26 protein-coding genes are annotated in these 26,477 nt (G+C 71.3%); 24 read left to right on the top strand and 2 right to left on the bottom strand.

What is annotated here, in order from left to right; genetic code table 11:
- Positions 1-11: 11 nt before the first annotated feature.
- From ACIP79_RS40060 to tsaE, 4 genes are all read left to right on the top strand, one after another.
- Positions 12-899, top strand: coding sequence for a L,D-transpeptidase (locus ACIP79_RS40060; protein ID WP_401232331.1), 888 nt, complete (start codon positions 12-14; stop codon positions 897-899).
- A gap of 52 nt (positions 900-951) precedes the next feature.
- Positions 952-2,109 carry an alanine racemase gene (gene alr, locus ACIP79_RS40055; RefSeq protein WP_401232328.1) on the top strand — a complete coding sequence of 386 codons (1,158 nt, stop codon included), beginning with the start codon at positions 952-954 and terminating at the stop codon, positions 2,107-2,109.
- 88 nt (positions 2,110-2,197) lie between these two features.
- Complete coding sequence (locus ACIP79_RS40050) at positions 2,198-3,436, top strand: alpha/beta fold hydrolase (RefSeq protein WP_401232325.1); 1,239 nt, start codon at positions 2,198-2,200, stop codon at positions 3,434-3,436.
- Positions 3,402-3,935 carry a tRNA (adenosine(37)-N6)-threonylcarbamoyltransferase complex ATPase subunit type 1 TsaE gene (gene tsaE, locus ACIP79_RS40045; RefSeq protein ID WP_383678688.1) on the top strand — a complete coding sequence of 178 codons (534 nt, stop codon included), beginning with the start codon at positions 3,402-3,404 and terminating at the stop codon, positions 3,933-3,935. The genes ACIP79_RS40050 and tsaE overlap by 35 nt, the downstream gene beginning before the upstream one ends.
- 485 nt (positions 3,936-4,420) lie before the next feature.
- On the opposite strand, the gene ACIP79_RS40040 is transcribed toward tsaE, so the two are convergent.
- Positions 4,421-4,975: a hypothetical protein gene (locus ACIP79_RS40040; protein WP_383678686.1), complete on the bottom strand. Its 555-nt coding sequence runs from the start codon at positions 4,973-4,975 to the stop codon at positions 4,421-4,423.
- A 122-nt stretch (positions 4,976-5,097) separates the two neighbouring features.
- Between ACIP79_RS40040 and tsaB the strand changes: the two genes are divergently transcribed.
- From tsaB to ACIP79_RS39950, 18 genes are all read left to right on the top strand, one after another.
- On the top strand, positions 5,098-5,745 hold the full coding sequence (tsaB, locus tag ACIP79_RS40035; RefSeq protein WP_383678684.1) for a tRNA (adenosine(37)-N6)-threonylcarbamoyltransferase complex dimerization subunit type 1 TsaB: 648 nt from the start codon (positions 5,098-5,100) through the stop codon (positions 5,743-5,745).
- A gap of 17 nt (positions 5,746-5,762) precedes the next feature.
- The gene (gene rimI / locus ACIP79_RS40030; protein ID WP_383678805.1) at positions 5,763-6,245 is read left to right on the top strand and encodes a ribosomal protein S18-alanine N-acetyltransferase; all 483 of its coding nucleotides are present in this window, start codon (positions 5,763-5,765) and stop codon (positions 6,243-6,245) included.
- Positions 6,238-7,344, top strand: coding sequence for a tRNA (adenosine(37)-N6)-threonylcarbamoyltransferase complex transferase subunit TsaD (gene tsaD, locus ACIP79_RS40025; protein ID WP_401232321.1), 1,107 nt, complete (start codon positions 6,238-6,240; stop codon positions 7,342-7,344). The genes rimI and tsaD overlap by 8 nt, the downstream gene beginning before the upstream one ends.
- The gene (locus tag ACIP79_RS40020) at positions 7,341-7,592 is read left to right on the top strand and encodes a hypothetical protein (RefSeq protein WP_401232318.1); all 252 of its coding nucleotides are present in this window, start codon (positions 7,341-7,343) and stop codon (positions 7,590-7,592) included. The genes tsaD and ACIP79_RS40020 overlap by 4 nt, the downstream gene beginning before the upstream one ends.
- Positions 7,593-7,691: 99 nt before the next feature.
- Positions 7,692-8,735, top strand: coding sequence for a LacI family DNA-binding transcriptional regulator (locus tag ACIP79_RS40015; protein WP_401232315.1), 1,044 nt, complete (start codon positions 7,692-7,694; stop codon positions 8,733-8,735).
- 226 nt (positions 8,736-8,961) lie between these two features.
- The gene (locus tag ACIP79_RS40010) at positions 8,962-10,269 is read left to right on the top strand and encodes an extracellular solute-binding protein (protein ID WP_401232314.1); all 1,308 of its coding nucleotides are present in this window, start codon (positions 8,962-8,964) and stop codon (positions 10,267-10,269) included.
- 9 nt (positions 10,270-10,278) lie between these two features.
- Positions 10,279-11,292 (top strand): carbohydrate ABC transporter permease, encoded by a 1,014-nt coding sequence (locus tag ACIP79_RS40005; RefSeq protein WP_401232311.1) that lies wholly within the window; start codon positions 10,279-10,281, stop codon positions 11,290-11,292.
- Between the two features lie 128 nt (positions 11,293-11,420).
- Positions 11,421-12,185 carry a carbohydrate ABC transporter permease gene (locus ACIP79_RS40000; protein WP_383678803.1) on the top strand — a complete coding sequence of 255 codons (765 nt, stop codon included), beginning with the start codon at positions 11,421-11,423 and terminating at the stop codon, positions 12,183-12,185.
- A 31-nt stretch (positions 12,186-12,216) separates the two neighbouring features.
- Complete coding sequence (locus ACIP79_RS39995) at positions 12,217-14,445, top strand: glycoside hydrolase family 3 N-terminal domain-containing protein (protein WP_401232308.1); 2,229 nt, start codon at positions 12,217-12,219, stop codon at positions 14,443-14,445.
- 133 nt (positions 14,446-14,578) lie between these two features.
- Complete coding sequence (locus tag ACIP79_RS39990) at positions 14,579-15,637, top strand: LacI family DNA-binding transcriptional regulator (RefSeq protein WP_401232306.1); 1,059 nt, start codon at positions 14,579-14,581, stop codon at positions 15,635-15,637.
- Between the two features lie 224 nt (positions 15,638-15,861).
- Entirely contained in the window at positions 15,862-17,223 is a 1,362-nt protein-coding gene (locus tag ACIP79_RS39985) for an endo-1,4-beta-xylanase (RefSeq protein ID WP_401232303.1), read from the top strand.
- 94 nt (positions 17,224-17,317) lie between these two features.
- A complete protein-coding gene (locus ACIP79_RS39980; RefSeq protein ID WP_401232302.1) occupies positions 17,318-18,418 on the top strand; it encodes an LCP family protein in 1,101 nt (366 codons plus the stop codon).
- A 65-nt stretch (positions 18,419-18,483) separates the two neighbouring features.
- The gene (locus ACIP79_RS39975; RefSeq protein WP_401232299.1) at positions 18,484-19,290 is read left to right on the top strand and encodes a helix-turn-helix domain-containing protein; all 807 of its coding nucleotides are present in this window, start codon (positions 18,484-18,486) and stop codon (positions 19,288-19,290) included.
- Positions 19,284-19,535: a DUF397 domain-containing protein gene (locus ACIP79_RS39970; RefSeq protein WP_401232296.1), complete on the top strand. Its 252-nt coding sequence runs from the start codon at positions 19,284-19,286 to the stop codon at positions 19,533-19,535. The genes ACIP79_RS39975 and ACIP79_RS39970 overlap by 7 nt, the downstream gene beginning before the upstream one ends.
- A gap of 236 nt (positions 19,536-19,771) precedes the next feature.
- Positions 19,772-20,617 carry a hypothetical protein gene (locus ACIP79_RS39965; protein WP_401232294.1) on the top strand — a complete coding sequence of 282 codons (846 nt, stop codon included), beginning with the start codon at positions 19,772-19,774 and terminating at the stop codon, positions 20,615-20,617.
- Positions 20,618-20,676: 59 nt separating this feature from the next.
- Positions 20,677-21,255 (top strand): Uma2 family endonuclease, encoded by a 579-nt coding sequence (locus ACIP79_RS39960; protein WP_401232291.1) that lies wholly within the window; start codon positions 20,677-20,679, stop codon positions 21,253-21,255.
- Between the two features lie 157 nt (positions 21,256-21,412).
- The gene (locus ACIP79_RS39955; RefSeq protein ID WP_383678659.1) at positions 21,413-21,769 is read left to right on the top strand and encodes a YciI family protein; all 357 of its coding nucleotides are present in this window, start codon (positions 21,413-21,415) and stop codon (positions 21,767-21,769) included.
- A 192-nt stretch (positions 21,770-21,961) separates the two neighbouring features.
- On the top strand, positions 21,962-23,206 hold the full coding sequence (locus ACIP79_RS39950; RefSeq protein ID WP_401232546.1) for an RNA polymerase sigma factor: 1,245 nt from the start codon (positions 21,962-21,964) through the stop codon (positions 23,204-23,206).
- 223 nt (positions 23,207-23,429) lie between these two features.
- On the opposite strand, the gene ACIP79_RS39945 is transcribed toward ACIP79_RS39950, so the two are convergent.
- Positions 23,430-24,629, bottom strand: coding sequence for an SAM-dependent methyltransferase (locus ACIP79_RS39945; protein WP_401232288.1), 1,200 nt, complete (start codon positions 24,627-24,629; stop codon positions 23,430-23,432).
- Between the two features lie 90 nt (positions 24,630-24,719).
- On the opposite strand from ACIP79_RS39945, the gene ACIP79_RS39940 reads away from it, so the two are divergent.
- Together ACIP79_RS39940 and ACIP79_RS39935 are read left to right on the top strand one after the other, a co-directional pair.
- A complete protein-coding gene (locus tag ACIP79_RS39940; protein ID WP_401232285.1) occupies positions 24,720-25,613 on the top strand; it encodes a polysaccharide deacetylase family protein in 894 nt (297 codons plus the stop codon).
- A complete protein-coding gene (locus tag ACIP79_RS39935; RefSeq protein WP_401232282.1) occupies positions 25,610-26,386 on the top strand; it encodes a polysaccharide deacetylase family protein in 777 nt (258 codons plus the stop codon). Before ACIP79_RS39940 ends, ACIP79_RS39935 begins: the two co-directional genes overlap by 4 nt.
- The last annotated feature ends 91 nt before the right edge of the window (positions 26,387-26,477 follow it).

Here is a 26,477-nt window from a genome sequence, read left to right as displayed (position 1 = left end):
GAGCTGATCTCATGATCAGCAGACGAATGATGTGCCGTGGCCTCGCGGTGCTGCTCGCCGCGGTGAGTGTGCTGCCTGTCGGGGTGGCGTACGGGGAGCCTGTTCCGCCTGCTTCCGGGCCCGAGGCGGAGCTCGTGCCGGGGGTGCCGCCGGGGCCGTACCAGCCGTGGCACATCGACACGCCCGACCAGGTGCTGCCGCCGAAGGTCTACACGCCGCCCGCCTCGGAGGACGCGGTCGAACCGAGGGACGCGAGGGCGGGGACGTACGACCTCGTCGAGTACGTGCCGCTCGGGGACGCCGCCGCGAAAGTGACGTGCAGCAAGCGGACCGGGCCCTATCAGCGGCAGGTCGAGCGGTGGCTGAAACTCAGGGTCGACGGGAAGCAGTCCGGCGCCGACTGCCTGGCCATCCGTACCTTCCAGACCAAGCACAGGATCAAGCCCAGCATCGGTTTCGCCGGGACCGTCACCTGGGCGCAGATGCGGCTGCTGTCGGCGAGGAAGAACCCGAACGCGGCGAAGAAGTGTCCCGTCCGGTCGTACCGCGTCGCCTGCGTGGATCTCAGCCGTCAGCTCACCTGGGTGCAGAAGGGCAAGAAGGTCGTCTACGGGCCGGTGCCGATGCGCAGCGGGCGGGCCGGCTACGGGACGCGGACCGGGTGGAAGAAGATCTACTGGAAGCACAAGAACCACTGGTCGACGCTCTACAACACCTCCATGCCGTACAGCCAGTTCTTCGACGGCGGACAGGCCTTCCACGCCGTCTACGGCAGCATCCACACCACCGTCGGCTCGTGGGGCTGCGTGAATCTGCGGCTCGCCGACGCCCGGAAACTGTGGGGGGTGCTCAAGAAGGGCGACCGGGTATACGTATGGGGCCGCAGGACGGACGGCTGAGCGGCACCGGTGCCGGAGTGCTGTCCGACCCCTCTGAGACACTGGGGGCGCCATGAACGAGACAGCACCCCTGCGCGCCCGCGCCGAGATCGACCTTGCCGCCCTCCGGGCCAACGTGCGGAGTCTGCGCGCCCACGCGCCGTCCGCGGCCGTGATGGCCGTGGTCAAGTCCGACGCGTACGGCCACGGGGCGGTGCCGTGCGCCCGCGCGGCGCGTGAGGCGGGCGCCGGCTGGCTCGGCACGGCCACCCCCGAGGAGGCGCTCGCCCTGCGCGAGGCCGGGCTGCCGGGCCGGATCCTGTGCTGGCTCTGGACCCCCGGCGGCCCCTGGGCCCAGGCCATCGAGGCCGACCTCGACGTGTCGGTCAGCGGCATGTGGGCGCTGCGGGAGGTCGTCGAGGCGGCGCGAGCGGTCGGCATCCCCGCCCGCGTACAGCTCAAGGCCGACACCGGCCTCGGGCGCAACGGCTGCGGGCCCGCCGACTGGCCCGAACTCGTCGCCGCGGCCCTGCGGGCCGAGGCCGAGGGACTGATCACGGTCACCGGCCTCTGGTCGCACCTCGCCTGCGCCGACGAACCCGGCCACCCCTCCATCCGGCCCCAACTCACCCTCTTCCGCGAGATGGTGGCGTACGCCGAGGAGCGGGGCGCCCGCCCCGAGGTGCGGCACATCGCCAACTCGCCCGCCACGCTGACCCTCCCCGAGAGCCACTTCGACCTCGTCCGCACGGGAATCGCGGTCTACGGCATCTCGCCCAGCCCCGAGATCGGCACCCCGGCCGACTTCGGGCTCCGCCCGGTGATGACGCTGAGCGCGTCGATCGCACTGGTGAAGCACGTGGAAGGCGGCCACGGCATCAGCTACGGCCACCACTACGTCACGCCGGGCGCCACGACCCTCGGCCTCATCCCCGTCGGCTACGCGGACGGCATCCCGCGGCACGCCTCCGGCACCGGACCCGTGCTGGTCGGCGGCAAGCTGCGGACGGTCGCCGGACGGATCGCGATGGACCAGTTCGTCGTCGACCTCGGCGGGGACGAGCCCGCGGTGGGCGAGGAGGCGGTGCTGTTCGGGCCCGGCGACCGGGGCGAACCGACCGCCGAGGACTGGGCACGCGCCGCGGGAACCATCGCGTACGAAATCGTCACCCGGATCGGAACCCGCGTACCCCGCGTCCACGTGAAGGTGAATAACGAACTGAGCGGGTAACAGCGGAGGGGTGTACAGCGAATCCGCGTGCCACGAGTGCGCGCCAGGACCTCGAACAGTGCGGGCAGCCGGTGAAAAGGAGCGGGAAGTGAGCGAGAGCAGCGCGGAGGCCGTCGTGGATGCGGCCTCGGCGGTCGCCGCCTCCGCCGGGAACTGGCGCAAGGCGACGGGTATCGCGGGCGTCGCCATAGGCGTGGTCGCGGCCGGTGCCGCCGCCGGGGTCGCCATAGAGCGGCTCACCGTCGGCCGCGGCATGCGGCAGAGGGCCCGGCTCGCCCTCGACTCGGCGGGACCCTACGGCGCGCTGCGCGGCACGCCCGGCAAGGCGTACGCCTCCGACGGCACCGAGCTGTACTACGAGGTCGACGACCTCGAACCGGAGGCCCCGCTCAACGGCCGCCGCCGACGGCTCTTCGGCCGCAAGGCACCGGCCCCCGTCACCGTCGTCTTCAGCCACGGCTACTGCCTCAACCAGGACTCCTGGCACTTCCAGCGGGCCGCGCTGCGCGGTGTGGTGCGCACGGTGCACTGGGACCAGCGCAGCCACGGGCGCTCCGGCCGGGGCGTCGGCCAGGTCCAGGAGCGGGAGCCGGTCACCATCGACCAGCTCGGCCAGGACCTGAAGGCCGTCATCGACGCCGCCGTGCCCGAGGGGCCGATCGTGCTGGTCGGGCACTCCATGGGCGGCATGACGATGATGGCGCTGGCCGACCAGTACCCCGAACTCATCCGCGAGCGGGTCGTCGCCGCCGCACTCGTCGGTACGTCGTCGGGGCGGCTCGGCGAGGTCAACTTCGGGCTGCCCATAGCGGGCGTCAACGCGGTGCGGTGGGCGCTGCCCGGCGTGCTGAAGGCGCTCGGACAGCAGGCCGCCCTGGTGGAGCGGGGGCGGCGGGCCACGGCCGATCTGTTCGCCGGGATCATCAAGCGGTACTCGTTCGCGACCCGGGACGTCGACCCGGCCGTCGAGCGGTTCGCCGAGCGCATGATCGAGGGCACCCCGATCGACGTGGTCGCCGAGTTCTACCCGGCGTTCACCGAACACGACAAGACCGCGGCGCTCGTGCACTTCGCGGCCATGCCGGTGCTCGTCCTCGCCGGTCTCAAGGACCTGGTGACGCCGAGCGAGCACAGCGAGGCGATCGCGGACCTGCTGCCCGACGCCGAGCTGGTGCTCGTGCCGGACGCCGGACACCTCGTGATGCTGGAGCACCCCGAGGTGGTCATAGACCGTCTCGCCGACCTCCTGATGCGCGCGGGAGCCGTCCCGGCAGGGGCTACCGTTGGTGGCTATGGAACGACCAGCAGCAGCCCACAACCCGGCTGAGCCCACCGCGGGGAGCACCGGCGTTCGGATCACCGTCAACTCCCCGGAGCAGATGCGGGAGTTGGGTCTCCGCCTCGCCAAGCTGCTGCGCGCGGGCGACCTGGTGATGCTGAACGGCGAACTCGGCGCGGGCAAGACGACACTGACCCGCGGCCTCGGCGAAGGGCTCGGCGTGCGCGGTGCGGTCACCTCGCCGACCTTCGTCATCGCCCGCGTGCATCCCTCCCTCGGCGAGGGTCCGCCGCTCGTCCACGTGGACGCGTACCGCCTCGGCGGCGGGCTCGACGAGATGGAGGACCTCGATCTCGACGTCTCGCTGTCCGACTCGGTGATCGTCGTGGAGTGGGGCGAGGGCAAGGTCGAGGAGCTGACCGACGACCGGCTGCACGTCGTGATCCACCGGGCCGTGGGCGACACCACGGACGAGGTCCGGCACGTCGCGCTGACCGGGCTCGGGGGGCGCTGGGCGGGGGCGGATCTGGGCGTGCTCTCCGCCTGAACGCCGGATTCTTCGTACGTTCGAATAACGTTCCGACAAGGCGTCGGCAAGATGTTGCTTTTCGCGTCCCGGGCGTGGTCACATGGACATCAGGTCGTGGTTAGGTCTACCTAATCATGGTGGCCCCCGAAGCTCCAGGAGGCGTCCATGTCGGCTTCAGAACGGTCGGCTTCAGAGCGGTCGGATTCATCGCGTGCGGTGCCGGTGCCGGCGGCTGTCGGTGGGGTTTCGATGCGGGAGCTGTTGGCTTCCTGCGCTGCGGCCGAGGCGGTTTCGCTTCCGCCTCGGGCGCCGTTGCCGGCTGTGCCGGATGCGGAGTCGGAGCCTCGCAGGGCTGCGTGAGCGCTCCGCTGGTGGGGGGGGATTTCGTCCGCGGGTCCGGTGGGGGCTGGCCGCGCAGTTCCCCGCGCCCCTAAAGGGGCGCTGATCGTGCCGTGTCCCGCGTCCCTGAAGGGGCACTGGCGGGGTCGTCCGGTCGCGGGCTGTTACTTCAGGACGACGATTTTTACGCCGACTGTTGCGAAGTTCCACATGGCGGTGCCGTCCTCGCGGGACTCTCGGATGCCGCCGAGCTTCTTGGTGGCGTCGGGGGCGGTGGTGGTGCCGTCGACGGCGGCGCTGAAGCCGATCGCGACGCCGTCGACCGAGGTGAAGCGGACGACGTGTTCGATCTGCACGCCGTCCGAGCCGGTGACCGCGTTGGCGCGGGTCGTCACGGCGTACGTCCCCTTGGCCGGGTCCACGGTGCCGGGCGTGACCTCGAAGGTGCGCCGCACCTTGTTGTTCGCGCCGACCAGCCACACGCGGTCCGTCCCGGTCGCGTAGACGACGCGCTCACCGGTGCCGGACGCGGCGGGCAGTGCCGCCGGGTCGGCGGACTGCCGGGGGGTCTTCGAGGCGGAGGCCTTGGGCGTCGCACCCGAGTTCCCCTTGCCCAGGTCGTCCGGCACGTTCGCGGACGCCTGGTAGGCGAGGAAACCGACTGCGGCGACCGCCGCCACGGTGAGCCCGGCCACGATTCCCGAGCTGCTCCTAGCCACCTTGTACGCCTGCCTCTCGAACCACGTTCCTGCCCTGCACGTCGCTTGTGGTGACGGTAGCAGGGCGGGTACTGAACACCGGGGCGGCCATACGTCCGGCTCGGGCGCCGTACGCTGTTTGCGTGCTCTTGCTCGCTCTGGATACCGCCACCCCCGCCGTGACCGTCGCCCTGCACGACGGCACGGCCGTCATCGCCTCGTCGAGCCAGGTGGACGCGCGTCGGCACGGGGAACTGCTGCTGCCGGCCGTCGACCGGGTGCTCGCCGAGGCGGAGCTGCGCCTCGACGCCGTCACCGGCATCGTTGTCGGGGTCGGCCCCGGCCCCTACACCGGGCTGCGCGTCGGCCTCATGACCGCCGACACCTTCGGCCTCGCGCTCGGCGTGCCGGTGTACGGCCTGTGCACCCTCGACGGGCTCGCCTACGCGGCCGACGTCGAGGGCCCCTTCGTCGTGGCGACCGACGCACGGCGCAAGGAGGTCTACTGGGCGCGTTACGCCGATCCGCGCACCCGCGTGTCGGAGCCCGCCGTGGACCGGCCCGCGGAGCTGGACCTCGGCGGTCTGCCCGCCGTCGGAGCGGGCGCGCTGCTCTACCCCGACAGCTTCCCGGACGCCCGCGGACCCGAGCACGTCTCGGCCGCCGCGCTCGCCGCACTGGCGGCGGAGCGGCTCGCGGCGGGTGAGGAACTGCCCGCTCCCCGGCCGCTCTACCTGCGCCGCCCGGACGCCCAGGTGCCCAAGAACTACAAGGTGGTCACCCCCAAGTGACCGCCGTGCTGCGCGAGATGCGCTGGTGGGACATCGATCCCGTACTGGGTCTGGAGAAGGACCTCTTCCCCGAGGACGCCTGGTCGCGGGGGATGTTCTGGTCCGAGCTCGCCCACGCGCGCGGGCCGGAGGCGACCCGGCGCTATGTCGTGGCCGAGGAGGACGGGCGCCTGGACGGGTACGCGGGACTCGCGGCCTCCGGCGACCTCGGCGACGTACAGACGATCGCCGTGCGACGCGAGCAGTGGGGGACCGGGCTCGGCGCCCGGCTGCTGACCGAACTGCTGCGGGCCGCGACCGCCTTCGAGTGCGCCGAGGTGCTGCTGGAGTGCCGGGTGGACAACATCCGCGCACAGAAGCTGTACGAACGCTTCGGCTTCGAGGCCATCGGTTTCCGCCGCGGCTACTACCAACCGGGGAACGTCGACGCGCTCGTGATGCGCCTCAACGACCCCTCCACCTCAGTAAACGGCGTACAAGGAACCGAGAGCAATGGCTGACGAACCGCTCGTCCTCGGCATCGAGACCTCCTGCGACGAGACCGGCGTCGGCATCGTCCGCGGCACCACGCTGCTCGCGGACGCCATCGCGTCGAGCGTCGACGAGCACGCCCGCTTCGGCGGGGTCGTGCCCGAGGTCGCCTCCCGGGCGCACCTGGAGGCGATGGTGCCGACCATCCAGCGCGCCCTGAAGGAGGCGGGAGTCGCCGCCTCCGACCTGGACGGGATCGCCGTCACCGCGGGCCCCGGGCTCGCCGGCGCGCTGCTCGTCGGGGTCTCGGCCGCGAAGGCGTACGCGTACGCGCTGGGCAAGCCGCTCTACGGCGTGAACCATCTCGCCTCGCACATCTGCGTGGACCAGCTGGAGCACGGGCCGCTGCCCGAGCCGACCATGGCGCTGCTCGTCTCCGGCGGCCACTCCTCGCTGCTGCTCTCGGCCGACATCACCTCCGACGTACGGCCGATGGGCGCGACCATCGACGACGCCGCGGGCGAGGCCTTCGACAAGATCGCGCGGGTGCTGAACCTCGGTTTCCCCGGCGGCCCGGTCATCGACCGGTACGCCAAGGAGGGCGACCCGAGAGCGATCGCGTTCCCGCGCGGGCTCACCGGGCCGCGCGACGCGGCGTACGACTTCTCCTTCTCCGGTCTCAAGACCGCCGTGGCCCGCTGGATCGAGGCCAAGCGGGCGGCGGGCGAGGAGGTGCCGGTGCGCGACGTGGCCGCGTCCTTCCAGGAGGCGGTCGTCGACGTGCTGACGCGCAAGGCCGTACGGGTCTGCAAGGACGAGGGTGTCGACCACCTGATGATCGGCGGCGGGGTGGCCGCCAACTCCCGGCTGCGGGTGCTCGCCCAGGAGCGCTGCGAGGCCGCCGGGATCCGGCTGAGGGTGCCGCGGCCGAAGCTGTGCACGGACAACGGCGCGATGGTCGCCGCGCTGGGCGCCGAGATGGTCGCGCGTAACCGGGCCGCCTCCGACTGGGACCTGTCGGCGGACTCGTCGCTGCCGGTGACCGACACCCATGTGCCGGGGCGGGGGCACGCCACCGCTTCGCACGACCATGTGCACGAGGTCTCGAAGGAGAACCTGTACTCGTGAGCGTGGTGCTGATGTGGGAGGCGCGGGCCGCCGCCGGGCGGGGCGGGGAACTGCTCGACTGGGTGCGCGAGCAGCAACTGGGGGCCGAGCCCGTGCGCCGGGAAATCTTCCGGGCGCCCCAGGACCGGGTGCTCGTGCTCACCTGGTGGGACGCGCCGTACGACGCCGAACTTCCCGAACTGCCGGAACCCGAGGGTGAGTTGGTCACCCGGGCGGTGCACAGGTGGCGGTTCGAGCCGGTGCCCTGACGGCTGTCGGGTCATCTGCGACTCCGGCCGGGCTTCACGTCGACTTCCGGCTTGGCTTCCCGTCGACCTCGCTTTTCCGGAAGACTCCTGCAAGGTTTCATGATTGTCGACGGAGGTGGGCGCGTGGCCCGGGAGAGCATCAAGAACAAGGTGACGATCACCGAGATCGCCCGGGAGGCCGGCGTCTCGGTGCCCACCGTGTCGCGGGTCGTCAACGGCCGTTCCGATGTGTCGCCGGAGACCCGGGCCCGTGTGGAGGACCTGCTGCGCCACCACGGTTACCGGCGCAAGCCGTCCGCGCCCGGCGACCGGGCCGCCCTGGTCGACCTGGTCTTCAACGACCTCGACAGCCCCTGGGCCGTGGAGATCATCCGCGGCGTCGAGGAGGTCGCGCACGCCTCCGGGGTCGGCACGGTGGTGTCGGCCATCCACGGGGCGTCCGGCTCGGCCCGGCAGTGGATGACCAACCTGCGCGCCCGTGCCTCGGACGGGGTGATCCTGGTGACCTCGGTGCTGGAGCCCCTGATGCACGAGGAGCTGCGGCGCCTCGGGGTGCCGCTCGTGGTCGTCGATCCGGCGGGGTCGCCGTTCCAGGACGTGCCGACCGTCGGTGCCACCAACTGGGCCGGTGGCATGGCGGCCACCGAGCATCTGCTCGGACTCGGGCACCGCAGGATCGGCTTCGTCGCCGGGCCGGTGCGGCTGCTGTGCTCGCGGGCGCGGCTCGACGGGTACCGGGCGGCGCTGGAGAGCGCGGGGGTCGCGGTCGACGACGACCTCGTCGTGCAGGGGGACTTCTACCACCAGTCCGGGTTCGAGGGCTGTGACCGGCTGCTCGACCTGGCGGAGCCGCCCACCGCGCTGTTCGCCGCGAGTGACCAGATGGCGCTCGGGGCGATCGAGGCGTTGCGGCGGCGGGGGCTTCGGGTGCCCGAGGACATGAGTGTGGTCGGGTTCGACGACCTGCCCGAGGTGCGGTGGTCGGCGCCGCCGTTGACCACCGTGCGGCAGCCGCTTGCCGACATGGGCAAGCTGGCGACTCGTACGGTGTTGCGGCTCGCGGTGGGGGAGGAGCCGGCGTCTCCACGGGTGGAGCTCGCCACCGAGCTGGTGGTGCGGGCGAGTACGGCGCCGCTGGGCTGACGGCCCGCGGGCCCCGGGCGGGGTGGGCGGGGTCGTTCACCGGCCGCGGGCCGGTGGGGGCCGGTCGCGCAGTTCCCCGCGCCCCTGAAGGGGCACTGATCCGCCCGGCGTTCGCAGCGCGCTCATAAACCCCTTATTTGTCAGGGCCGTTGACTTACCTGTCGTACGTCCGTAACTTCCCGCGCACTCGACCGATAATTCTCGGCAGGCTTCCGGAAGGTGCGCGATGCGAGCGTTGAGCAACACCTACCCCTCTCTCAATCGCCGGAGGTTCCTCGCGGCCTCCGCGGCGACCGGGCTCGGGGCGGCCGCCCTGAGCGCGTGCGGTTCCTCCGACGAGGGGAGCGGTTCGGGCAGGACCACCGTCGAGTGGTGGAACATCACCACGACCCAGCCCGCGAAGAAGCTGTGGGCGGAGCGGGCCAAGGAGTTCGAGGCCGCGCACCCCGACGTGCGGATCAAGATCGTCACGCTGGAGAACGAGGCGTACAAGTCGAAGATGACCGCGCTGACCACCTCGGGGAAGCTGCCGGACATCTTCCACACCTGGGGCGGCGGGGTCCTGAAGCAGCAGGTCGACGCCGGTCTGGTGGAGGACCTGACGGACAAGGTGGCGTCCTGGACCAAGGACTTCGTGCCGGCCGCGCAGGCGGCGTACGAGATCGAGGACCGGACGTACGCGGTGCCCTTCGACATCGGGATGGTCGGCTTCTGGTACAACAAGGCGCTCTTCGAGAAGGCGAAGATCGCCTCGCCGCCCACCACCTGGTCCGGCTACCTGGACGCCGTCCAGGCGCTCAAGGACGCCGGGGTCACCCCGATCGCCCTCGCGGGCAAGGAGAAGTGGCCCGGCATGTACTACTGGGCGTACCTCTCCATGCGGGTCGCCGGGCTCGAAGCGATGCAGAAGGCGGCCACCGACGCCGACTTCACCGGGGAGGGGTTCGTCACGGCGGGGCAGCACCTCAAGGACCTCGTCGCCCTTGAACCGTTCCAGAAGGGGTTCCTCGGGGCTGCCTACTCCACGCCCAACGGCGAGGCGGCCACGATGGGCAACGGCAAGGCGGGCATGGAACTGATGGGCCAGTGGGCGCCCGTCGTCCAGAACGACTCGGGCAAGGGCATCGGCGAGGACCTCGGCTTCTTCTCCTTCCCCGCCGTCGAGGGCGGAAAGGGCGCGCTCACCGAGGTGTTCGGCGGGGGCGGCGGACACGCGCTGCGCAAGGGCGCCCCCGACGCGGCCGTGGAGTTCCTGAAGTTCTTCGCCGAGAAGGAGTTCGCCGAGAAACTCGTCAAGGACACCGGGCTGATACCGGTGTCCAAGGCCGCGCGCGGCGCGCTGACCGACGCCAACCTCACCGCCGTGTCCGACGCGCTGAACACCGCCACCGGCTTCCAGCTCTACCTCGACCAGGCGTACGCCCCCGCCGTCGGCCAGGAGATCAACGACAGCGTTGCCGCGCTCATCGCGGGCTCCAAGTCCCCTGAACAGGTCACGCGTTCGGTCACCCAGGTCGCCAAGAGCGAGGGCTAGCCGCCGCCGATGACCCACTCGACGACACCGACGTACGCGCCCGAGGCCGGCGCCGGCAAGGAGCCCGGCCCGGTGCCGCAGTCACCGCCCGGCGTGGAACCCCGTGGGCCCGCCGGGCGCCGACTGCGCGACTGGCTCGGCGCGTTCGTGTTCACGGTCCCGGCGCTCCTGCTCTTCGGGCTCCTGGTGCTGGTGCCGATGGGCTACGCGTTCTACATCAGCTTCTTCGACTGGGGCGGCTTCGGGCCGATCGCGGACTTCGAGGGCCTCGGCAACTACACGCGGCTCCTCAAGGACCCTGTCTTCCTCGGCGACCTGTCGCGCGGCGGGCTGCTGATCGGGCTCTCGATCGTGGTCCAACTGCCGTTCGCGCTCGCCATGGCCGTGCTGCTCAACCAGAAGCTGCGCGGCCGGGCGGTGTACCGGATGCTGTTCTTCGCGCCCTACATCCTGTCCGAGGTCATCACCGGCGTGCTGTTCGGCATGATCTTCGCGCCGGGGGACGGGCTCGCCGACAAGGTCCTCGACGAGGTGGGGCTGAGCGCGCTGGGCGGCGACTGGTTCGCCGGTCAGAACACCGTGCTGCCCACGCTCTTCCTCGTCATGACGTGGAAGTACTTCGGCTTCCACATGATGCTGTACCTCGCGGGGCTCCAGGGCATCCCGGCCGAACTGCACGAGGCGGCGCGCATCGACGGCGCGGGCACCTGGCAGCGGTTCCGTCACATCACGCTGCCGCTGCTGGCGCCGACCATCCGGATCAGCGCGTTCCTGTCCGTCATCTTCTCCATCCAGCTCTTCGACCTGGTGTGGGTGATCACCACCGGCGGTCCCGACCACGCCTCGGAGACGATGGCGATCTCCATGGTCCAGTACGGCTTCAAGCGCTACCAGATGGGCTACGCGAGCGCGATCAGCGTCGCGATGTTCCTGATCAGCCTCGTCTTCGCCCTCGCCTACCAGCGTTTCGTGCTGCGCCGTGACACCGAAGGAGCCATCACCACCATGCGAGCGAACCGATGAGCGCGGCGCCGGGCGCGGAGAAGGACGCGGTGCCGGGCGCGCGGAACGGCGTACCGAAGGACGTGGTGCGGCGGCGCAGGCTGCGCAAGGCGCCCCTGTACGCGGTCCTCTGGCTGGTCGGGGTCTTCATGGTGACCCCGCTGCTGTACGCCCTCATCTCCGGCTTCAAGTCCACCGACCAGCTCTCCAGCAACCCCTTCGGGCTTCCCGACCCCTGGGTGACCTCCAACTACACGTCGCTGCTCGGCTCGGGCGCGTTCTGGCGGTCCATCGGCAGCAGCACGCTGATCGCGGTGGGCGCGACCGTGCTCACCGTGGCGACGGCGGCGCTCGCGGCCTTCGCGCTGGCCCGGTTCGCCTTCCGTGGGCGGGAGTTGATGTTCACCCTGTTCACGATGGGGCTGATGTTCCCGTTCGCGGTGGCGATCCTGCCGCTGTTCATCCTGCTGCGCACCTTCGGGCTCCTCGACAACCCGTGGGGCGTGATCCTTCCCGAGGCGGCCTTCGGCCTGCCGCTCACGATCGTCATCCTGCGCGGCTTCTTCCGGGAGATCCCGGGGGAGTTGGAGGAGGCGGCGACCATCGACGGCTGCTCACGCTTCGGCTTCTTCTGGCGCATCCTGCTGCCGCTGGCGCGGCCCGCGCTCGGCACGGTCTCGGTCCTCGCGATCGTGGGGAGCTGGAACCAGTTCCTGCTGCCCCTGCTGGTGTTCAGCGAGCCCACCTGGTGGACCATCCCGGTCGGCATCCAGCAGTTCCAGGGCCAGTACGCCTCCGACGTGGCCCGCATCTTCGCGTATCTGGTGCTCGCCATGGCGCCCGCCCTCGCCTTCTACGCGGTCGCCGAACGGCAGTTGATCGGCGGCATCACGCTCGGCGCGACCAAGGGCTGACCCCCTCCCCTCCACCGCTGTGAGGAGTTACATGACCCACCCCTGGCAGGACCCCGCTCTCCCCGCAGGCGTCCGCGCCGCCGATCTGCTCTCCCGGATGACCCTCCGGGAGAAGACCGCGCAGCTCTACGGGATCTGGCCCGGCTCGGACCAGACGCCGGGCGGCGACATGGCGCCGCTCCAGCACGCGCTGTCCGGCGGGGTCGACCTGACGGAGCTTCTCCCCGACGGCCTCGGCCAGTTGACGCGCCCCTTCGGCACCACGCCGGTCGAGCCGGCCGAGGGCGCCGCCCGTCTCGCCGCACTCCAGGAGCGCATCCGCTCGGCGAACCGCTTCCGGCTGCCCGCCGTCGCCCACGAGGAGTGCCTCACCGGCTTCACCGCCTGGCAGGCGACGATCTTCCCCACGCCGCTCGCCTGGGGCGCGAGCTTCGACCCGGCCCTGGTCAAGGAGATGGCCGCGGCGATCGGCGCCTCGATGCGGTCGGTGGGCGTGCACCAGGGCCTCGCGCCGGTCCTCGACGTCGTACGGGATCCGCGCTGGGGCCGCACGGAGGAGTCGATCGGCGAGGACCCCTACCTGGTCGCGACCGTCGGCACCGCCTACGTCCAGGGGCTGGAGTCGGCCGGGATCATCGCCACGCTCAAGCACTTCGCGGGCTACTCGGCCTCACGCGGCGCCCGTAACCACGCGCCCGCCTCGATCGGGCCGCGTGAGCTGGCGGACGTCATCCTGCCCCCGTTCGAGATGGCCCTGCGGGAGGGCGGCGCGCGGTCGGTGATGGCGGCGTACAACGACGTCGACGGCCTGCCCGCGCACGCTCATCACGCGCTGCTCACCCGACTCCTGCGGGAGGAATGGGAGTTCGGCGGGACGGTCGTCGCCGACTACTTCGGTGTCTCCTTCCTGGAGTCGGCGCACGGGCTCACCGACTCGCCTGCCGGTGCGGCGGCGCTCGCGCTCGCGGCGGGCGTGGACGTGGAGCTGCCCTCGGTGCGGTGCTTCGGGGACGGCCCGCTGGAGGAGGAGTTGGTGGACCGGGCGGCGCTGCGGGTCCTCACGCAGAAGTGCGAACTGGGGCTGCTGGACCCGGACTGGGCGCCGCCGCCCGCCGACGGGTCCCCGGCCGATCTCGATCCGCCCCATATGCGGTTGCTGGCACGGCGGTTGGCGGAGGAGTCGGTCGTCCTGCTGTCCAACGGCGGTGTCCTGCCGCTCGGTGAGGGGACCCGGCGGATCGCGGTCCTGGGACCGCTCGCCGACGACCCTGCGGCCATGCTCGGCTGCTACACCTTCCCCCGCCATGTGCTGCTCGACCACCCCGAGCTGCCGATGGGCGTCGCCGTGCCGACGCTGCTGGAAGCGCTGCGGGCGGAGCTGCCCGACGCGGAGTTCACCGACGACCCTGCCGCCGCCGAGGTGTGCGTGGTCGCCGTCGGGGACCGATCGGGGCTGTTCGGCCGGGGCACCTCGGGCGAGGGCTGCGACGCGGCCGACCTCGAACTACCGGAGGGGCAGGGGCGGTTGGTGGACGCGGCGCTGGCCTCCGGGACGCCGGTCGTGCTCGTGGTGCTCTCCGGGCGGCCCTACGCGCTCGGCCGGTGGGCGGACCGCTGCGCGGCCGTGGTGCAGGCGTTCTTCGCGGGCCAGGAAGGCGGACCCGCGGTCGCCGGGGTGCTGTCCGGCCGGGTGAACCCCTCGGGCCGCCTGCCGGTGAGCGTGCCGCGCGACCCCGCCGGGCAGCCGTGGACCTACCTCGCCCCGCCGCTCGGCCTGCGCGGCGAGGCGAGCAACCTCGACCCGACCCCGCTGTTCCCCTTCGGGCACGGGCTCTCCTACACCACGTACGCCTGGCACGGCCCCACGGCCGACACCGACACCTTCCCCACGGACGGTGAGACGACGCTGCGCCTGACGGTCCGCAACACCGGGGAGCGGGCCGGTACGGAGGTCGTGCAGCTCTACCTCCACGACCCCGTCGGCAAGGTGGCGCGGCCGGTGGCCCGGCTGGTGGGCTACGCGCGGGTGCCGCTGGAGGCGGGGGCCTCGGCGGAGGTCCACTTCACGTTCCCGGCCGACCTCGCCGCGTACACCGGTCCTGACGGCGACCGGATCGTCGAACCGGGCGAGCTGGAGCTGTGGTTGGGCGGTTCCAGTGGGGGAGAGGGCGCACGGCACTCGGTGCTCGTGACGCTGACTGGGCCGGAGCGGGTGGTGGGGCGGGAGCGGCGGATGCGGTGCGAGGTGCGGGTGAAGTGAACCGGGCCGCGCCAGAGAAAGGAGTCGGGCGGCGCGCGGACCGAATGTTTCGCGCCGGTGGCCGACTGTCCTGGGAGGAGTGTGGCGTCAAAGGGGGTTAGCCGCGCGGGTGGGCGGGGCTACGATCTCCGCCATGACTTCTGCCAATCCGGCGCGGCCTCTGGGGACGGGGACGGCACGGCGGTCGACCCAGACCGCCACGCTCGCCGAGATCGCCCGCGAGGCCGGGGTATCGGCTCCGACTGTTTCGAAGGTGCTCAACGGGCGGGCCGACGTGGCCCCGGCGACCCGTACCCGGGTGGAAGGGCTGCTGCGCGAGTACGGCTACCGGCGCCGCCGCGCCGAGTCCAGCCGGTCACCCCTCATCGACCTGGTCTTCCACGAGCTGGAGAGCGCCTGGGCGATGGAGGTCATCCGGGGTGTCGAGAACGTCGCGCGGGACGAGGGGCTGAGCGTCGTGCTCTCCGAGAGCGCGGGCCGGCTCACCCCCGGCCGCACCTGGGCCGACCAGGTCGCCGCCCGCCGCCCGCACGGCGTGATCCTCGTCCTGTCCGGCCTCGACGCCTCCGGGCAGGCGCTGCTGACCAGCCGGGCCATCCCGTTCGTGGTGCTCGACCCGGCCGGTGACCCCGGCGACGACGTGCCGTCCATCGGCGCCACCAACTGGCAGGGCGGGCTGGCCGCGACCCGCCACCTCGTCGAGCTCGGCCACACTCGGATCGGCGCGATCAGCGGCCCTACGCGCATGATGTGCAGCCGCGCCCGCGTCGACGGCTACCGCGCCGCCCTGGAGACGGCCGGGCTGCCGGTCGACCCGGCGCTGATCCTGCCCGGCAACTTCCACCACGACTCCGGCTACCGCGCGGGCCTCGAACTGCTCAGGTCACCGGACAGGCCCACCGCCGTCTTCGCGGGCAACGACCTCCAGGCCCTGGGTCTGTACGAGGCCGCCCGTGAGCTGGGGCTGCGGGTGCCGGAGGACCTGAGCGTCGTCGGCTTCGACGATCTGCCGGTGGCACGCTGGGTCGGCCCGCCGCTGACGACCGTACGGCAGCCGCTGACGGAGATGGCCGAGGCGGCAGCGCGGCTGGTGCTGGAACTCGGACGGCGCGCACAGCCGGCCGCGGGCACCCGGATGGAGCTGGCCACGAGCCTGGTGGTGCGCAGCAGCACGGGGGCGCCGCCGGTGTAGCCGTGTCCCGGCCGTGCAATGCGGGGGAGTCGCCGGTGTAGCCGTGTTCCGGCGGTGCAATGCGGGGGAGTCGCCGGTGTAGCCGTGTTCCGGCCATGCCGGGGCGGGGCGCGGTTCCTGGGTCCGGGACGGGACGCTGTTCCTGTATTGACGAGTGGTGCGGGCCGCTCCACACTCTCCGAAGCCAATCGGTTGCACGACCGAAACTTTCGGAGGTACCCGCAATGAGATCTCTGAGATCAGGCTTCTCCCCGGCGTCACTGCTGACCGGCGCCGCCACCCTCGTCACCCTCGGCGCCCTGCTGGTGGCGGCCCCCGCCGCCCAGGCCGCCGACACCCCGCTGCGCGACCTCGCCGCCGCCAAGGGCAAGGCCATCGGCACCGCCGTCACCGGGTCCAAGCTCACCGGCACGTACGGCGACATCGCCGGTGCCCAGTTCAACTGGCTGACCCCCGGCAACGCCATGAAGTGGGAGACCGTCGAGCCCAGCCGCGGAACCTACAACTGGGCCGAGGCGGACCAGATCGTCGCGTTCGCGCAGGCGCACAACCAGCAGGTGCGCGGCCATACGCTGGTCTGGCACAGCCAGAACCCGGACTGGCTGGAGAACGGCACCTGGACCCCGGCCGAGCTGAGCACGCTGCTCCAGGATCACATCAGCACCGAAGTCACGCGCTACAAAGGCAGGCTGGCCGCCTGGGACGTGGTGAACGAGCCCTTCAACGAGGACGGCACCTACCGCTCGACGCTCTGGTACAACGGCCTCGGCGCCGACTACATCGCCCAGGCGCTGACCTGGGCGCGGGCGGCCGATGCGAGCGCCAAGCTCTACATCAACGACTACAACGTCGAGGGCGTCAACGCCAAGAGCACCGCCCTCTACAACCTGGTCAAGTCGCTGAAGGAGCGCGGCGTCCCGATCGACGGCGTCGGCCTCCAGGCCCACCTCATCCTCGGCCAGGTCCCGGCCACCTTCCAGCAGAACATCCAGCGATTCGCCGACCTCGGGGTGGACGTCGCGATCACCGAACTCGACATCCGCATGCAACTCCCGGCCTCCGAGGCGAAGTTGACGCAGCAGGCCGCCGACTACAAGGCCGTGCTCGACGCCTGCGTCGCGGTCAGCGGGTGCTCGGGGGTCACCGTCTGGGGCTTCACCGACTCCGACTCCTGGATTCCGGACGTCTTCGAGGGCTACGGGGCGGCGACCCCGTACGACGAGAACTACGTGCCGAAACCGGCGTACCACGCGATCGCGACGGCGCTCGGCGGCACGACCACCCCGCCGACGGGCGCGTGCACGGCGACGTACGGCGTCACCAGTCAGTGGAACACCGGTTTCACGGGCCAGGTGCGGATCGCCTGCTCGGGGGCGGCCCTGTCCGCGTGGCGGGTGAGCTGGAGCTTCGGCGCGGGCCAGCGGATCACGCAGGCCTGGAACGCGACCTGCACGCAGACGGGCGCGGCGGTGAGCTGCGTCAACGCGTCCTACAACGGAACGGTGCCGAACGGCGGTTCGGTGACATTCGGGTTCAACGGGGCATGGAGTGGGAGCAATCCGGTGCCCGCCGTGACGGTGGGCTGAGCGTTCTGGGGTCGGCTCTGAGCCATGGCTGAGAAGTCTGAGATTTTCCGAAGGAATGGGCAGAAGGGGTTCCTGCTCGTAATAATTCGGACTTATGTTCCTTCGTGTGACGGCTGAAGACGAGCACGGGGATCATGACGAGGGCGTCGAAGGGGACCAGGGCGAAGGCGTCGAAGGCCGGGGTGGCCGACGGCGGGGCCTGCTGAAAGTCGCCGGCATCGTGTTCGCCGGCGCCCTCGTCCTCTCCGCCGCGGGGGCGGGCTGGGTGTACTGGCACCTCAACCAGAACATCAGAACCGTCGACATCAACAGCGCCCTCGGCGACGACCGCCCGCCGAAGACCGTGTCCACCCCGTCGGCGGCGGCCTCCGCGAGCCCCCTCCCCAGCGGGGCGCTCAACATCCTGGTCCTCGGCTCCGACTCCCGCAGCGGCGAGGAGAACGCGGCGCTCGGCGGTGGCGGCACGACCTCGGGAGCCCGCTCGGACACCGCGATGGTCGTCCACATAGACGAGGGCCGTACGGCGGCGACGGTGGTCAGCATCCCGCGCGACACCCTCGTCACCCGCCCGTCCTGCCCCACCTCCTCCGGCGGGACCACCTCGGTGGCCTACAACTCGATGTTCAACAGCGCCTATTCGGTGGGCGGTCCGGTCTGTGCCGTGAAGACGGTCGAGTCGATCACCGACGTCCGCATGGACCACTTCATCGAGATCGACTTCTCCGGCTTCGCCAAGCTGGTCGACGCGCTCGGCGGGGTCACGGTCACCACGGACGAGGACATCGACGACGAGGACAGCCACCTGGTCCTGAAGGCGGGCGAGCACCACCTCGACGGCACCCAGGCGCTGGCCCTCGCCCGCACCCGGCACGGCATCGGCGACGGCAGCGACCTCGGCCGCATAGGCCTCCAGCAGACCCTGGTGAAGGCCCTGTTGGAGCAGATGTCCGACACCAGCCTCCTCACCGACCCCACCAAGCTGTACAAGGTCGCCGACGCGGTCACAGGCAGCCTCACGACCGACACCGGCCTCAACTCCCTGACCGAGCTGATGCGGTTGGGGCAGAGCCTCAAGTCGCTGCCCTCGGACGCCCTCAAGACGGTCACCATGCCGGTGCTGCCGGCCGCCTCGGACCCCAACAGGGTGGTGGCGGACGAACCGGAGGCGAGCGAACTGTGGGCGTCGCTCCGGTGACCTGCCGTAACCTTGGATGACCGGTGATGCACACAGCGTGGTGTGCCCCAGGTGGGGGAGGGCTTGTGACCGAGCAGTCGCCGACCGCGTGGAAGTACTGCGGCAACCAGTTCAAGATGTGGCGCCAGGAGGCGGGGGTCAGCCGCGAGCGGGTCGGCGACGAGACCAACTACTCGCCGGACACGATCACCGCGTTCGAGCGCGGGGTGCGGAGGCCGACGGCGCGGTTGCTCGCCGTGGGCGATGAACTGTTCGGGGCGCGGGGGAAGTTGAAGGCGGCGGCGCAGTATCTGGAGCCGGAGCGGTTTCCGCCGCGCACGCAGGACTTTATGGACTGCGAGGCCGACGCCATCGCCTTGCAGTCCTACCAGACCCTGCTGATTCCCGGCCTGCTCCAGACTGAGGCGTATGTGCGGGCGCTGCTCAACGCCCACTACCCGCCGCTGGACGACGAGACGATCGAGAGCCGGGTGGCCGCCAGGCTGGAGCGGCAGCAGTTGTTGGTCCGCAAGCCGACGGCGTACTACGGCTTCGTCTTCGAGGAGATCACGCTACGGCGTCCCGTGGGCGGGGCGGCGGTGATGCGGGAACAGTGCCGACGCCTGCTGGATCTGGGGCGGTTGCGCAATGTCTCCGTCCAGGTGCTGCCGACCGACCGGGGCGCGCATGCCGGACTCAACGGCCCCATGGTGCTGATCGAGACGCCCGAGCGAGAGCATTACGCCTACGAGGAAGGGCAGGCGGTCAGCGTGCTGCACTCCCGTTCGGAGGAACTCAGCAATCTGACCCAGCGCTTTGGCATGATCCGGACGCAGGCCCTCAGTACGGAGGAGTCGGCACGGTTCATCGGAAAGGTGGCTGACGAGTGGTGAACACCGGACTCGCCTGGTTCAAGTCGAGTTACAGCGGCACGGAAGGTGGCAACTGCGTCGAGGTCGCCCACGCCTGGTTCAAGTCGACGTACAGCGGCACCGAAGGCGGCGACTGCGTCGAGGTCGCCCTCACCCCCCGTACCGTCCATGTCCGGGACTCGAAGCTCAACCCGTCCGGCAGTGGGCCCGAGTTGACGGTTCCCGCCTCCGTGTGGGCGGAGTTCATCACGCACGTCGGGGCTTGAGCTTCGGGGGTCGGGATTCGAGACTCTTTTTGCAAGGAATGGGTGGGTGGCTCAACCCGCCCACCCTCCCTTGTCGGCGGCCGAAGTGCCGCTCGGGCCAGGGGAGATGACTTTTCGTGACCGGGTCGCGCCGGAGCGTGGCGGACGTGTAGCGTGCGCCGGGAAAGCATCGACCCCCGTGGGTGTTAGCAGCACCACGCGGGGGTCTGACCAGCAGATCGAAAGAGGTCGATCCATTGGCTACGGCCCAGCTTAGTGCTGCCCCGCGCCCCTCCGCCCACCCCGCGGCCAATCCCGGATACGGGAAGAGGTCCGCCCCGGACCAGGAACCGCGCACCGGACGGGACTTCGCACATCTGCCCGCCCGTGAGTCGTCGATCGCCACGTACCTCGACCGGCTCGACGACGAGGCGGACATGTCCATCAAGACGCTGGCCAGGCATCTCGACTACGGCCAGTGCGCCATCGGCACCGCCCTCAACAACCTCTCCGTAGCGGGCCATCTGCGCCGCGTACGGCGTCCGGTCACCGTCGACGGCTGCCCGCGCTGGGTCTGGCACACGTTCTTCTCGCGCACCGCCCGCGACGACGCCTGGTGGGACGCCCTGCTCGCCGGGGCGGCCCCGGTCACCGAGCGGCGCTCGCCGGAAGCGGCGCGATCGGCGGCGTACGGCGTGCTGGCGGGACTCGGCCGGATCGACGCGCGGCTCACGCTGTCGGCGGGGGAGTGCGGGGCGCTGGAGGAACACGCCGCCGAGTGGCTCGCGCGGGGCGCGGGCGAGGCGCAGCTCGTGGCGGCGATGACGGCCGGCCTCCCGGAACGGGTGGCGCACGCGCACGGCTTCGTACGCGCCCGGTTGCTGGCCAAGCTCCCGCCCGCACCGCCGACACCGTCGCCCTACGAGGCCCTGTGCACGGCCTGCGGCGAGCCGAGCGAAAGCACCAGCCTGCGGGGAGGCCTGTGCGGCGGCTGCTGGGGCGACCGGCCCGGTCTCCCGGCGGACCGGGTCCAGACCCATGCGGGGCGGCTGCGAGCGGCCCTGCGCAACGGGACACGTACAGGGAAAGGAACAGGCACGTGACGACCTTGCAGCACGGTCCGCCCGTTGCCGGGGCAGGATGGAGTGGAGGAGGCGACGCCATGACCCCCAGCACGTCCGACCACCCCCAGATGGGCATCGAGGACTTCGAAGAGCTCGCCCTCCTCACGCACGAGACGGCGCGCCTGGAGTTCCTGAACGGAAAGATCGGGGTCAAGGCCGTGCCTGACGGGAATCACGGCGAGATCGTCGCCTGGCTTCTCAGGCGGTGCATGCAGCATCGCCCCGAGCTGTTCCTCTATCCGGAACAGGGGCTCCAGGTCGAGGCGTACCGTCAGGGGCGAGCCCGGCCCGACGGTGCTCTGGTACCCGAGGAGTACTTCGCCGGAAAGGGTGAGTGGGCGGCGCCTGACGGTGTCCTGATGGTGGTCGAGGTCACGTCCCCCGACAGCGACGCCACCCGGCGTGACCGGATCGAGAAGCCGGAGGCCTACGCGGCTACTGGCATCCCCGTCTACCTGTTGATCGACAGGGAAGCCGCGACCGTCACGGTGTACTCCGATCCGGAGGACGGGAAGTACCGCTCAGGTACCGCTCGGCCGTTCGGCGCCTTGGTCGAGCTGCCCGATCCCGTCGGCTTCACCCTGGAGACCGAGAAGCTCAAGGACTTCGCCGATTGAGCCGTCCGTGGGCCTGCGAACAGCGGAAACGAGCCCCCGGAAGATCCAGACCGAAGAAATCCGAAGAAATCCGGGGACAGTGTCGAGACCGGCGTCTCCCGTTCGACGCATGGGTGAGAGGCGGGGACAGTCCCCGCCCGCTGCTGAAGGAGTCACCATGCCGCGCTACCTGTCGATGGTCCGGATCGACGAGAAGAACGCTCCCGCCGAGGGCCCCAGTGACGAGCTGATGCAGCGGATGGGCGAGCTGATCGAGGAGATGACCAAGGCGGGCGTGATGCTGGACACCGCCGGCCTCGCCCCCACCGCCCAGGGCACCCGGGTCCACTGGGAGAAGGGCGAACTGACCGTCACCGACGGCCCGTTCACCGAGTCCAAGGAGGTCGTCGGCGGCTACGCGATCATCCAGGCCAAGGACAAGGCCGAGGCCGTCGAGTGGGCCAAGCGGTTCCTGAGGGTCCACGAGGAGCACTGGACGGTCACGTCCGAGGTGCGGGAGATCATGGGCGGCTGAGCCGTTCCTTGGCCTGAGGCCGTCCCTGGTGTCTGATGGGGGGCTGTGGACCAGCAGCCCCCCGTCACCACACCCGCATCCGCGCCGTCGGCCTCGCCCGGCCCCGGCAGCGGCTCCGGTTCCGGCACCGGCCCTGGCACCGGCCCTGGCACCGGCCCCGGTACCGACGCCGATGCCGACGCTCTCGCGACCGTGGAGACGATCTTCCGGATCGAGTCCCCGCGCGTCATCGCGGGCGTCACCCGCGTCGTCCGCGACGTCGGTATCGCCGAGGAACTCGCGCAGGACGCCCTGGTCGCGGCGCTGGAGCAGTGGCCGCGGGACGGCGTGCCGGACAACCCGGGCGCCTGGCTGATGGCCACCGCCAAACACCGCGCGATCGACCTCGTACGCCGCCGGGAGCGCTACGCGCGCAAGCTCGCGGAGATCGGCCGCGACCTGGACACCACCACGCCCTTCGAGGAACCCGCCGACCCGGAGGACATCGACGACGACCTGCTGCGGCTCGTCTTCACCACCTGCCATCCCGTCCTCTCGGCCGAGGCCCGCATCGCCCTCACCCTGCGGCTGCTCGGCGGCCTGACCACCGTCGAGATCGCCCGCGCCTTCCTCGCCCCCGAGGCGACGATCGCTCAGCGCATCGTGCGCGCCAAACGGAAACTGGCGACGAGCGGAGTGGCCTTCGAGGTCCCCTACGGCCCGGAGCGCGAGGCCCGCCTCGGATCGGTGCTTGAGGTCATCTACCTGATCTACAACGAGGGTTACGCGGCCACGGCGGGCGCGGACTGGCTGCGGCCCGCCCTGTGCGAGGACGCCCTGCGACTCGCCCGCGTGCTGGCCGAGTTGATGCCCAAGGAGCCCGAAGTGCACGGTCTGGCCGCGCTGTTGGAGCTCCAGACGTCACGCGCGGCGGCCCGGTCCGGCCCGGCGGGCGAGCCGGTCCTGCTGAAGGACCAGAACCGCCGCCGCTGGAACCGCATGCTGATCCGCCGCGGCTTCGCCGCCCTGGGCCGCGCCGGCGCCGTCACCACCACGGGGCCGGGCCCGTACGCCCTCCAGGCCGCCATCGCCGCGTGCCACGCACAGGCGTACGCGTACGAGGACACCGACTGGGGCCGGATCGCCACCCTGTACGGCCTGCTTGCCGCGCGCTCCCCGTCCCCCGTCATCGAGCTGAACCGCGCGGTCGCCGTCTCGATGGCCGACGGCCCGGCACCCGCCCTGGCCATCGTCGACACCCTCGCCGCGGAACCCGCCCTGCGCGACTACCACTTGCTCCCGAGCGTCCGCGGCGACCTGCTCGCCCGGCTCGGCCGCACGGCACAGGCGCGCGCGGAATTCGAGCGAGCGATCACACTGACGCGCAACGAACAGGAACGGGAACTACTGCGGGCGCGGGTGCGCGAACTGGACCCGCCGCGGTCTGAAACGCCGTAGCTCCGAGCCGCCGTAACTCCGAGCCGCCGTGGACCTGAATGCCGCAAGTCCGAACCGCCGCAGTCCTGACCCGCCGCGGTCCTGAACGGCCGCAGTCGCGAACCGCCGCAGGACTGAGCCGCCGTAGCCCTGAATCGCCGCAGTTCTGACCCGCGGCGGTCCTGAACGCCGTAGCCCCGGAACGCCATCGCCCCGGAACGCCATCGCCCCGACCCGCCGCGGTTCAGGCCGTCAGCGGGTGCCCCAGCAGCATCGTCGGCGCACCCGCCACCCGGGTCAGGAACACGGTCGCCGACTTCGAGCCCTGCGACTTCGGCAGAACCTTGCGCCGCAGCTCCTCAGGCTCGACGGCCGACCCGCGCTTCTTCACCGTGAGTACGCCCACGCCCCGCTCCCGCAGCAGCGCCTTCAACCGCTTCACGCTGAAGGGGAGTTGGTCGGTGATCTCGTACCCGGAGGCGTAGGGGGTGGCGCGCGCCTGGTCCGTCGTGACGTACGCGATCGTCTCGTCGACCAGGCCGCCGTCGAGTTCCTCGGCCACCTCCGCGACCAGATGCGCCCGGATGACGGCGCCGTCGGGCTCGTACAGATACCGCCCGACCGGCCGCACCGCCGGATCGGGCAGCCCGCGCCCGCGCACCTCGCGCGGCCCCGGCAGCAGCGTGGCCCGTACCAGGCCCGGCTCGGTGCCGAACCACAGCACCGCCTCCTTCACGTCGCCGCCGTCCGAGATCCACTCCGCCTCCGCCTCGGCGGGAACCGCCTCGTGCGGGATGCCGGGAGCGATCTTCAGCGCGGCGAGCGGAGCCTTCGAGGCGGCGCCGACCGCCCACGACAGGGGCGGCGAGTAGGCCTCGGGGTCGAAGATCCGTCCCCGCCCGCCCCGGCGCCCTGGATCCACGAACACGGCCTCGAACCCGGACACGTCCACCTCCGTGACGTCCGCCTCGCGCACCTCGATCAGGTCCGCGAGGCCGAGCGCGTCGGCGTTCGCGCGCGCCACCGCCACCGTCAGCGGGTCCCGGTCGACGGCGAGGACCCGGATCCCGGCGCGGGCCAGCGCGATCGCGTCGCCGCCGATACCGGAGCAGAGGTCGGCGACGGAGCCGACACCGAGGGCGCGCAGCCGATCCGCGCGGTGCGCCGCGACCGTCGTACGGGTCGACTGCTCCACCCCGTTGGGGGTGAAGAACATCAGCTCCGCGTCCGCGGCCCCGAACTTCGCCGCCGCCCGCTGCCGCAGCCGCGCCTGTCCGAGGGCCGCCGAGACCAGGTCCGCCGGGTGCTCGCGGCGCAGCCGGGTGGCGACGGCCAGCTCCCGCGCCGGGTCGGTGCCGCGCACCTCGTCGAGCAGGGCCCGGCCCTCCGGGGCGAGGAGGGCGGCGAAGGAGGCGAGGGGGGTCAGCGGAGGGAGGTCGTTCACCGGGCCATTGTGGGCCAGTCGGTGGACGGCGCGCGTGCGGCCGAGGTGTCGTACCCCCGCGAGGGCGGTGACCTGCGAGGATCCGGCGCCATGCGATCAGTACGACAAAACTATAAAAAGGGTATGAAAGTGACGGCGGCCCGCACCGGCATCGCCGCGCTCGCCCTTGCCGCCCTTGTGTCCGGCTGCGCCACGGGGGCCGACTCCACCCCCGCGAAACCGGCGCCCGCCCCGGCGCTCGACGCCGCCGCCAAACTCAAGCTCGCCCAGGCGGCCAGGGCCGCCGCCGCCAAGCGCTGGCGCCTCGCCAAGACCCCGCTGGCCGCGCCGCCGGCCCCGGCCAGGAAGCCGGTGATCAAGTTCCGCGAGGGCTTCGAGGTCGAGGACGGGGAGGACCTGCCGCCGGTCTTCACCACCATCCCCACCAAGGACAAGGTCGTCTTCCTCACCATCGACGACGGCGCCGAGAAGGACCCCGCCTTCCTGCGGATGATGAGCGAGCTGAAGATCCCGTACACCGCCTTCCTCAGCGACTACCTGGTCAAGGAGGACTACGGGTACTTCCGCGAGATGCGCGACCGCGGCGTCGTACTCAACAACCACACCCTCCACCACCCCTACCTGCCCGGACTCTCCTACGAGCGGCAGAGGCACGAGATCTGCGGCATGCAGGACGTGATCAGAAAGCAGTTCGGCAAGCGCCCGACGCTCTTCAGGCCGCCCTTCGGCAACTACAACGCGGACACCCTGCGCGCCGCCAAGTCCTGCGGCATCAAGGCCGCCCCGCTGTGGAACGAGGAGATCTTCGTCGACCACTGGGAGTACCGCGAGTGGGACCGCGACCTGCACCCCGGCGACATCGTCCTCAGCCACTTCCGGGGCAAGGAGGACTGGAAGGGCTCGATGACCGACATGGTCCGCCGTTTCATGAAGACGGTCACCGACAAGGGATACGCGGTGGCCCGCCTGGAGGACTATCTGTGAGGTCGAAGCCGTACGGGGTCGCCGCCGCACTGCTCGCCTGCGTGCTGGTGTCCGGCTGCGCCCAGTCCCTCGACCCCCTCGAACGGCCGGGCGGCAGGGCGGCGCACGAGGTGGGCAAGGCGCGGTCGCACGGGCCGACCCTGGCGACGTACCGCCACTGGGGGCTGTCCGCGCCGCTCGCCGTCGCGCCGAAACCGTCCGCCCGGCCCACCGTGCGTGCCGCGGGCCCGGGTCTCGCGCCCGTCGTGGACCGCGTGCCCACCCGCGACAAGGTCGTCTTCCTCACGTACGACGACGGCGCCGAACGCGACCCGCGGTTCGTCGACATGGTCCGCGAACTGCGCCTGCCGGTCGGCATGTTCCTCACCGACAGCGTGGTCGGGCCGGGATACGGCCACTTCGCCCGGCTGCGGGTGGTCGGCGCGACCGTGCAGAACCACACCCTGGACCACTCCTCGCTGCGCGGCCTGCCGTACGCCGGCCAGCGCGCCGAGATCTGCGGCCAGCAGGACAAGCTCAGAGAGCGCTTCGGCATCCGCCCCCGCTTCCTGCGGCCCCCCTACGGCACGTACGACACCACCACCCTGCGCGCCGCCGCGGACTGCGGGATCGCGGCCGTCGTACGAGGGCGGGAGGCCGGGACGGGCCCGCTGCGGCCCGGCGACATCCTGTCCGGCTTCGACGAGCCCGACCTCACGGAGGCGACGGTCGGACTGCTGCGCCGGATCCAGGCCGAGGGGTACACGCCGGCGCGGCTGGAGGACTACCTCTAGTAGTGCTTCGTTAGGTTCGTGCTCTGGGTCTGCTGGCGATGAGAGGGCGGCCGCAGGTGGTGCAGATGCCGGTCCAGCACCTCAGCAGGTC

Origin of the sequence: Streptomyces sp. NPDC088747 (assembly GCF_044751025.1) — a bacterium.
Taxonomy (GTDB): domain Bacteria; phylum Actinomycetota; class Actinomycetes; order Streptomycetales; family Streptomycetaceae; genus Streptomyces.
Note: the sequence above shows the minus strand (reverse complement) of the source record. Positions and strands in the feature narration are given on the sequence as shown.

What these genes read in the sequence shown, in the direction of transcription:
- ACIP79_RS40060 (WP_401232331.1), top strand. Translation starts at nt 12, where the DNA reads ATGATCAGCAGACGAATGATGTGCCGTGGCCTCGCGGTGCTGCTCGCC.
- alr (WP_401232328.1), top strand. Translation starts at nt 952, where the DNA reads ATGAACGAGACAGCACCCCTGCGCGCCCGCGCCGAGATCGACCTTGCC.
- tsaE (WP_383678688.1), top strand. Translation starts at nt 3,402, where the DNA reads ATGGAACGACCAGCAGCAGCCCACAACCCGGCTGAGCCCACCGCGGGG.
- rimI (WP_383678805.1), top strand. Translation starts at nt 5,763, where the DNA reads ATGCGCTGGTGGGACATCGATCCCGTACTGGGTCTGGAGAAGGACCTC.
- tsaD (WP_401232321.1), top strand. Translation starts at nt 6,238, where the DNA reads ATGGCTGACGAACCGCTCGTCCTCGGCATCGAGACCTCCTGCGACGAG.
- ACIP79_RS40015 (WP_401232315.1), top strand. Translation starts at nt 7,692, where the DNA reads ATGATTGTCGACGGAGGTGGGCGCGTGGCCCGGGAGAGCATCAAGAAC.
- ACIP79_RS40010 (WP_401232314.1), top strand. Translation starts at nt 8,962, where the DNA reads ATGCGAGCGTTGAGCAACACCTACCCCTCTCTCAATCGCCGGAGGTTC.
- ACIP79_RS40005 (WP_401232311.1), top strand. Translation starts at nt 10,279, where the DNA reads ATGACCCACTCGACGACACCGACGTACGCGCCCGAGGCCGGCGCCGGC.
- ACIP79_RS40000 (WP_383678803.1), top strand. Translation starts at nt 11,421, where the DNA reads ATGGTGACCCCGCTGCTGTACGCCCTCATCTCCGGCTTCAAGTCCACC.
- ACIP79_RS39995 (WP_401232308.1), top strand. Translation starts at nt 12,217, where the DNA reads ATGACCCACCCCTGGCAGGACCCCGCTCTCCCCGCAGGCGTCCGCGCC.
- ACIP79_RS39990 (WP_401232306.1), top strand. Translation starts at nt 14,579, where the DNA reads ATGACTTCTGCCAATCCGGCGCGGCCTCTGGGGACGGGGACGGCACGG.
- ACIP79_RS39985 (WP_401232303.1), top strand. Translation starts at nt 15,862, where the DNA reads ATGAGATCTCTGAGATCAGGCTTCTCCCCGGCGTCACTGCTGACCGGC.
- ACIP79_RS39980 (WP_401232302.1), top strand. Translation starts at nt 17,318, where the DNA reads ATGTTCCTTCGTGTGACGGCTGAAGACGAGCACGGGGATCATGACGAG.
- ACIP79_RS39960 (WP_401232291.1), top strand. Translation starts at nt 20,677, where the DNA reads ATGACCCCCAGCACGTCCGACCACCCCCAGATGGGCATCGAGGACTTC.
- ACIP79_RS39955 (WP_383678659.1), top strand. Translation starts at nt 21,413, where the DNA reads ATGCCGCGCTACCTGTCGATGGTCCGGATCGACGAGAAGAACGCTCCC.
- ACIP79_RS39940 (WP_401232285.1), top strand. Translation starts at nt 24,720, where the DNA reads ATGCGATCAGTACGACAAAACTATAAAAAGGGTATGAAAGTGACGGCG.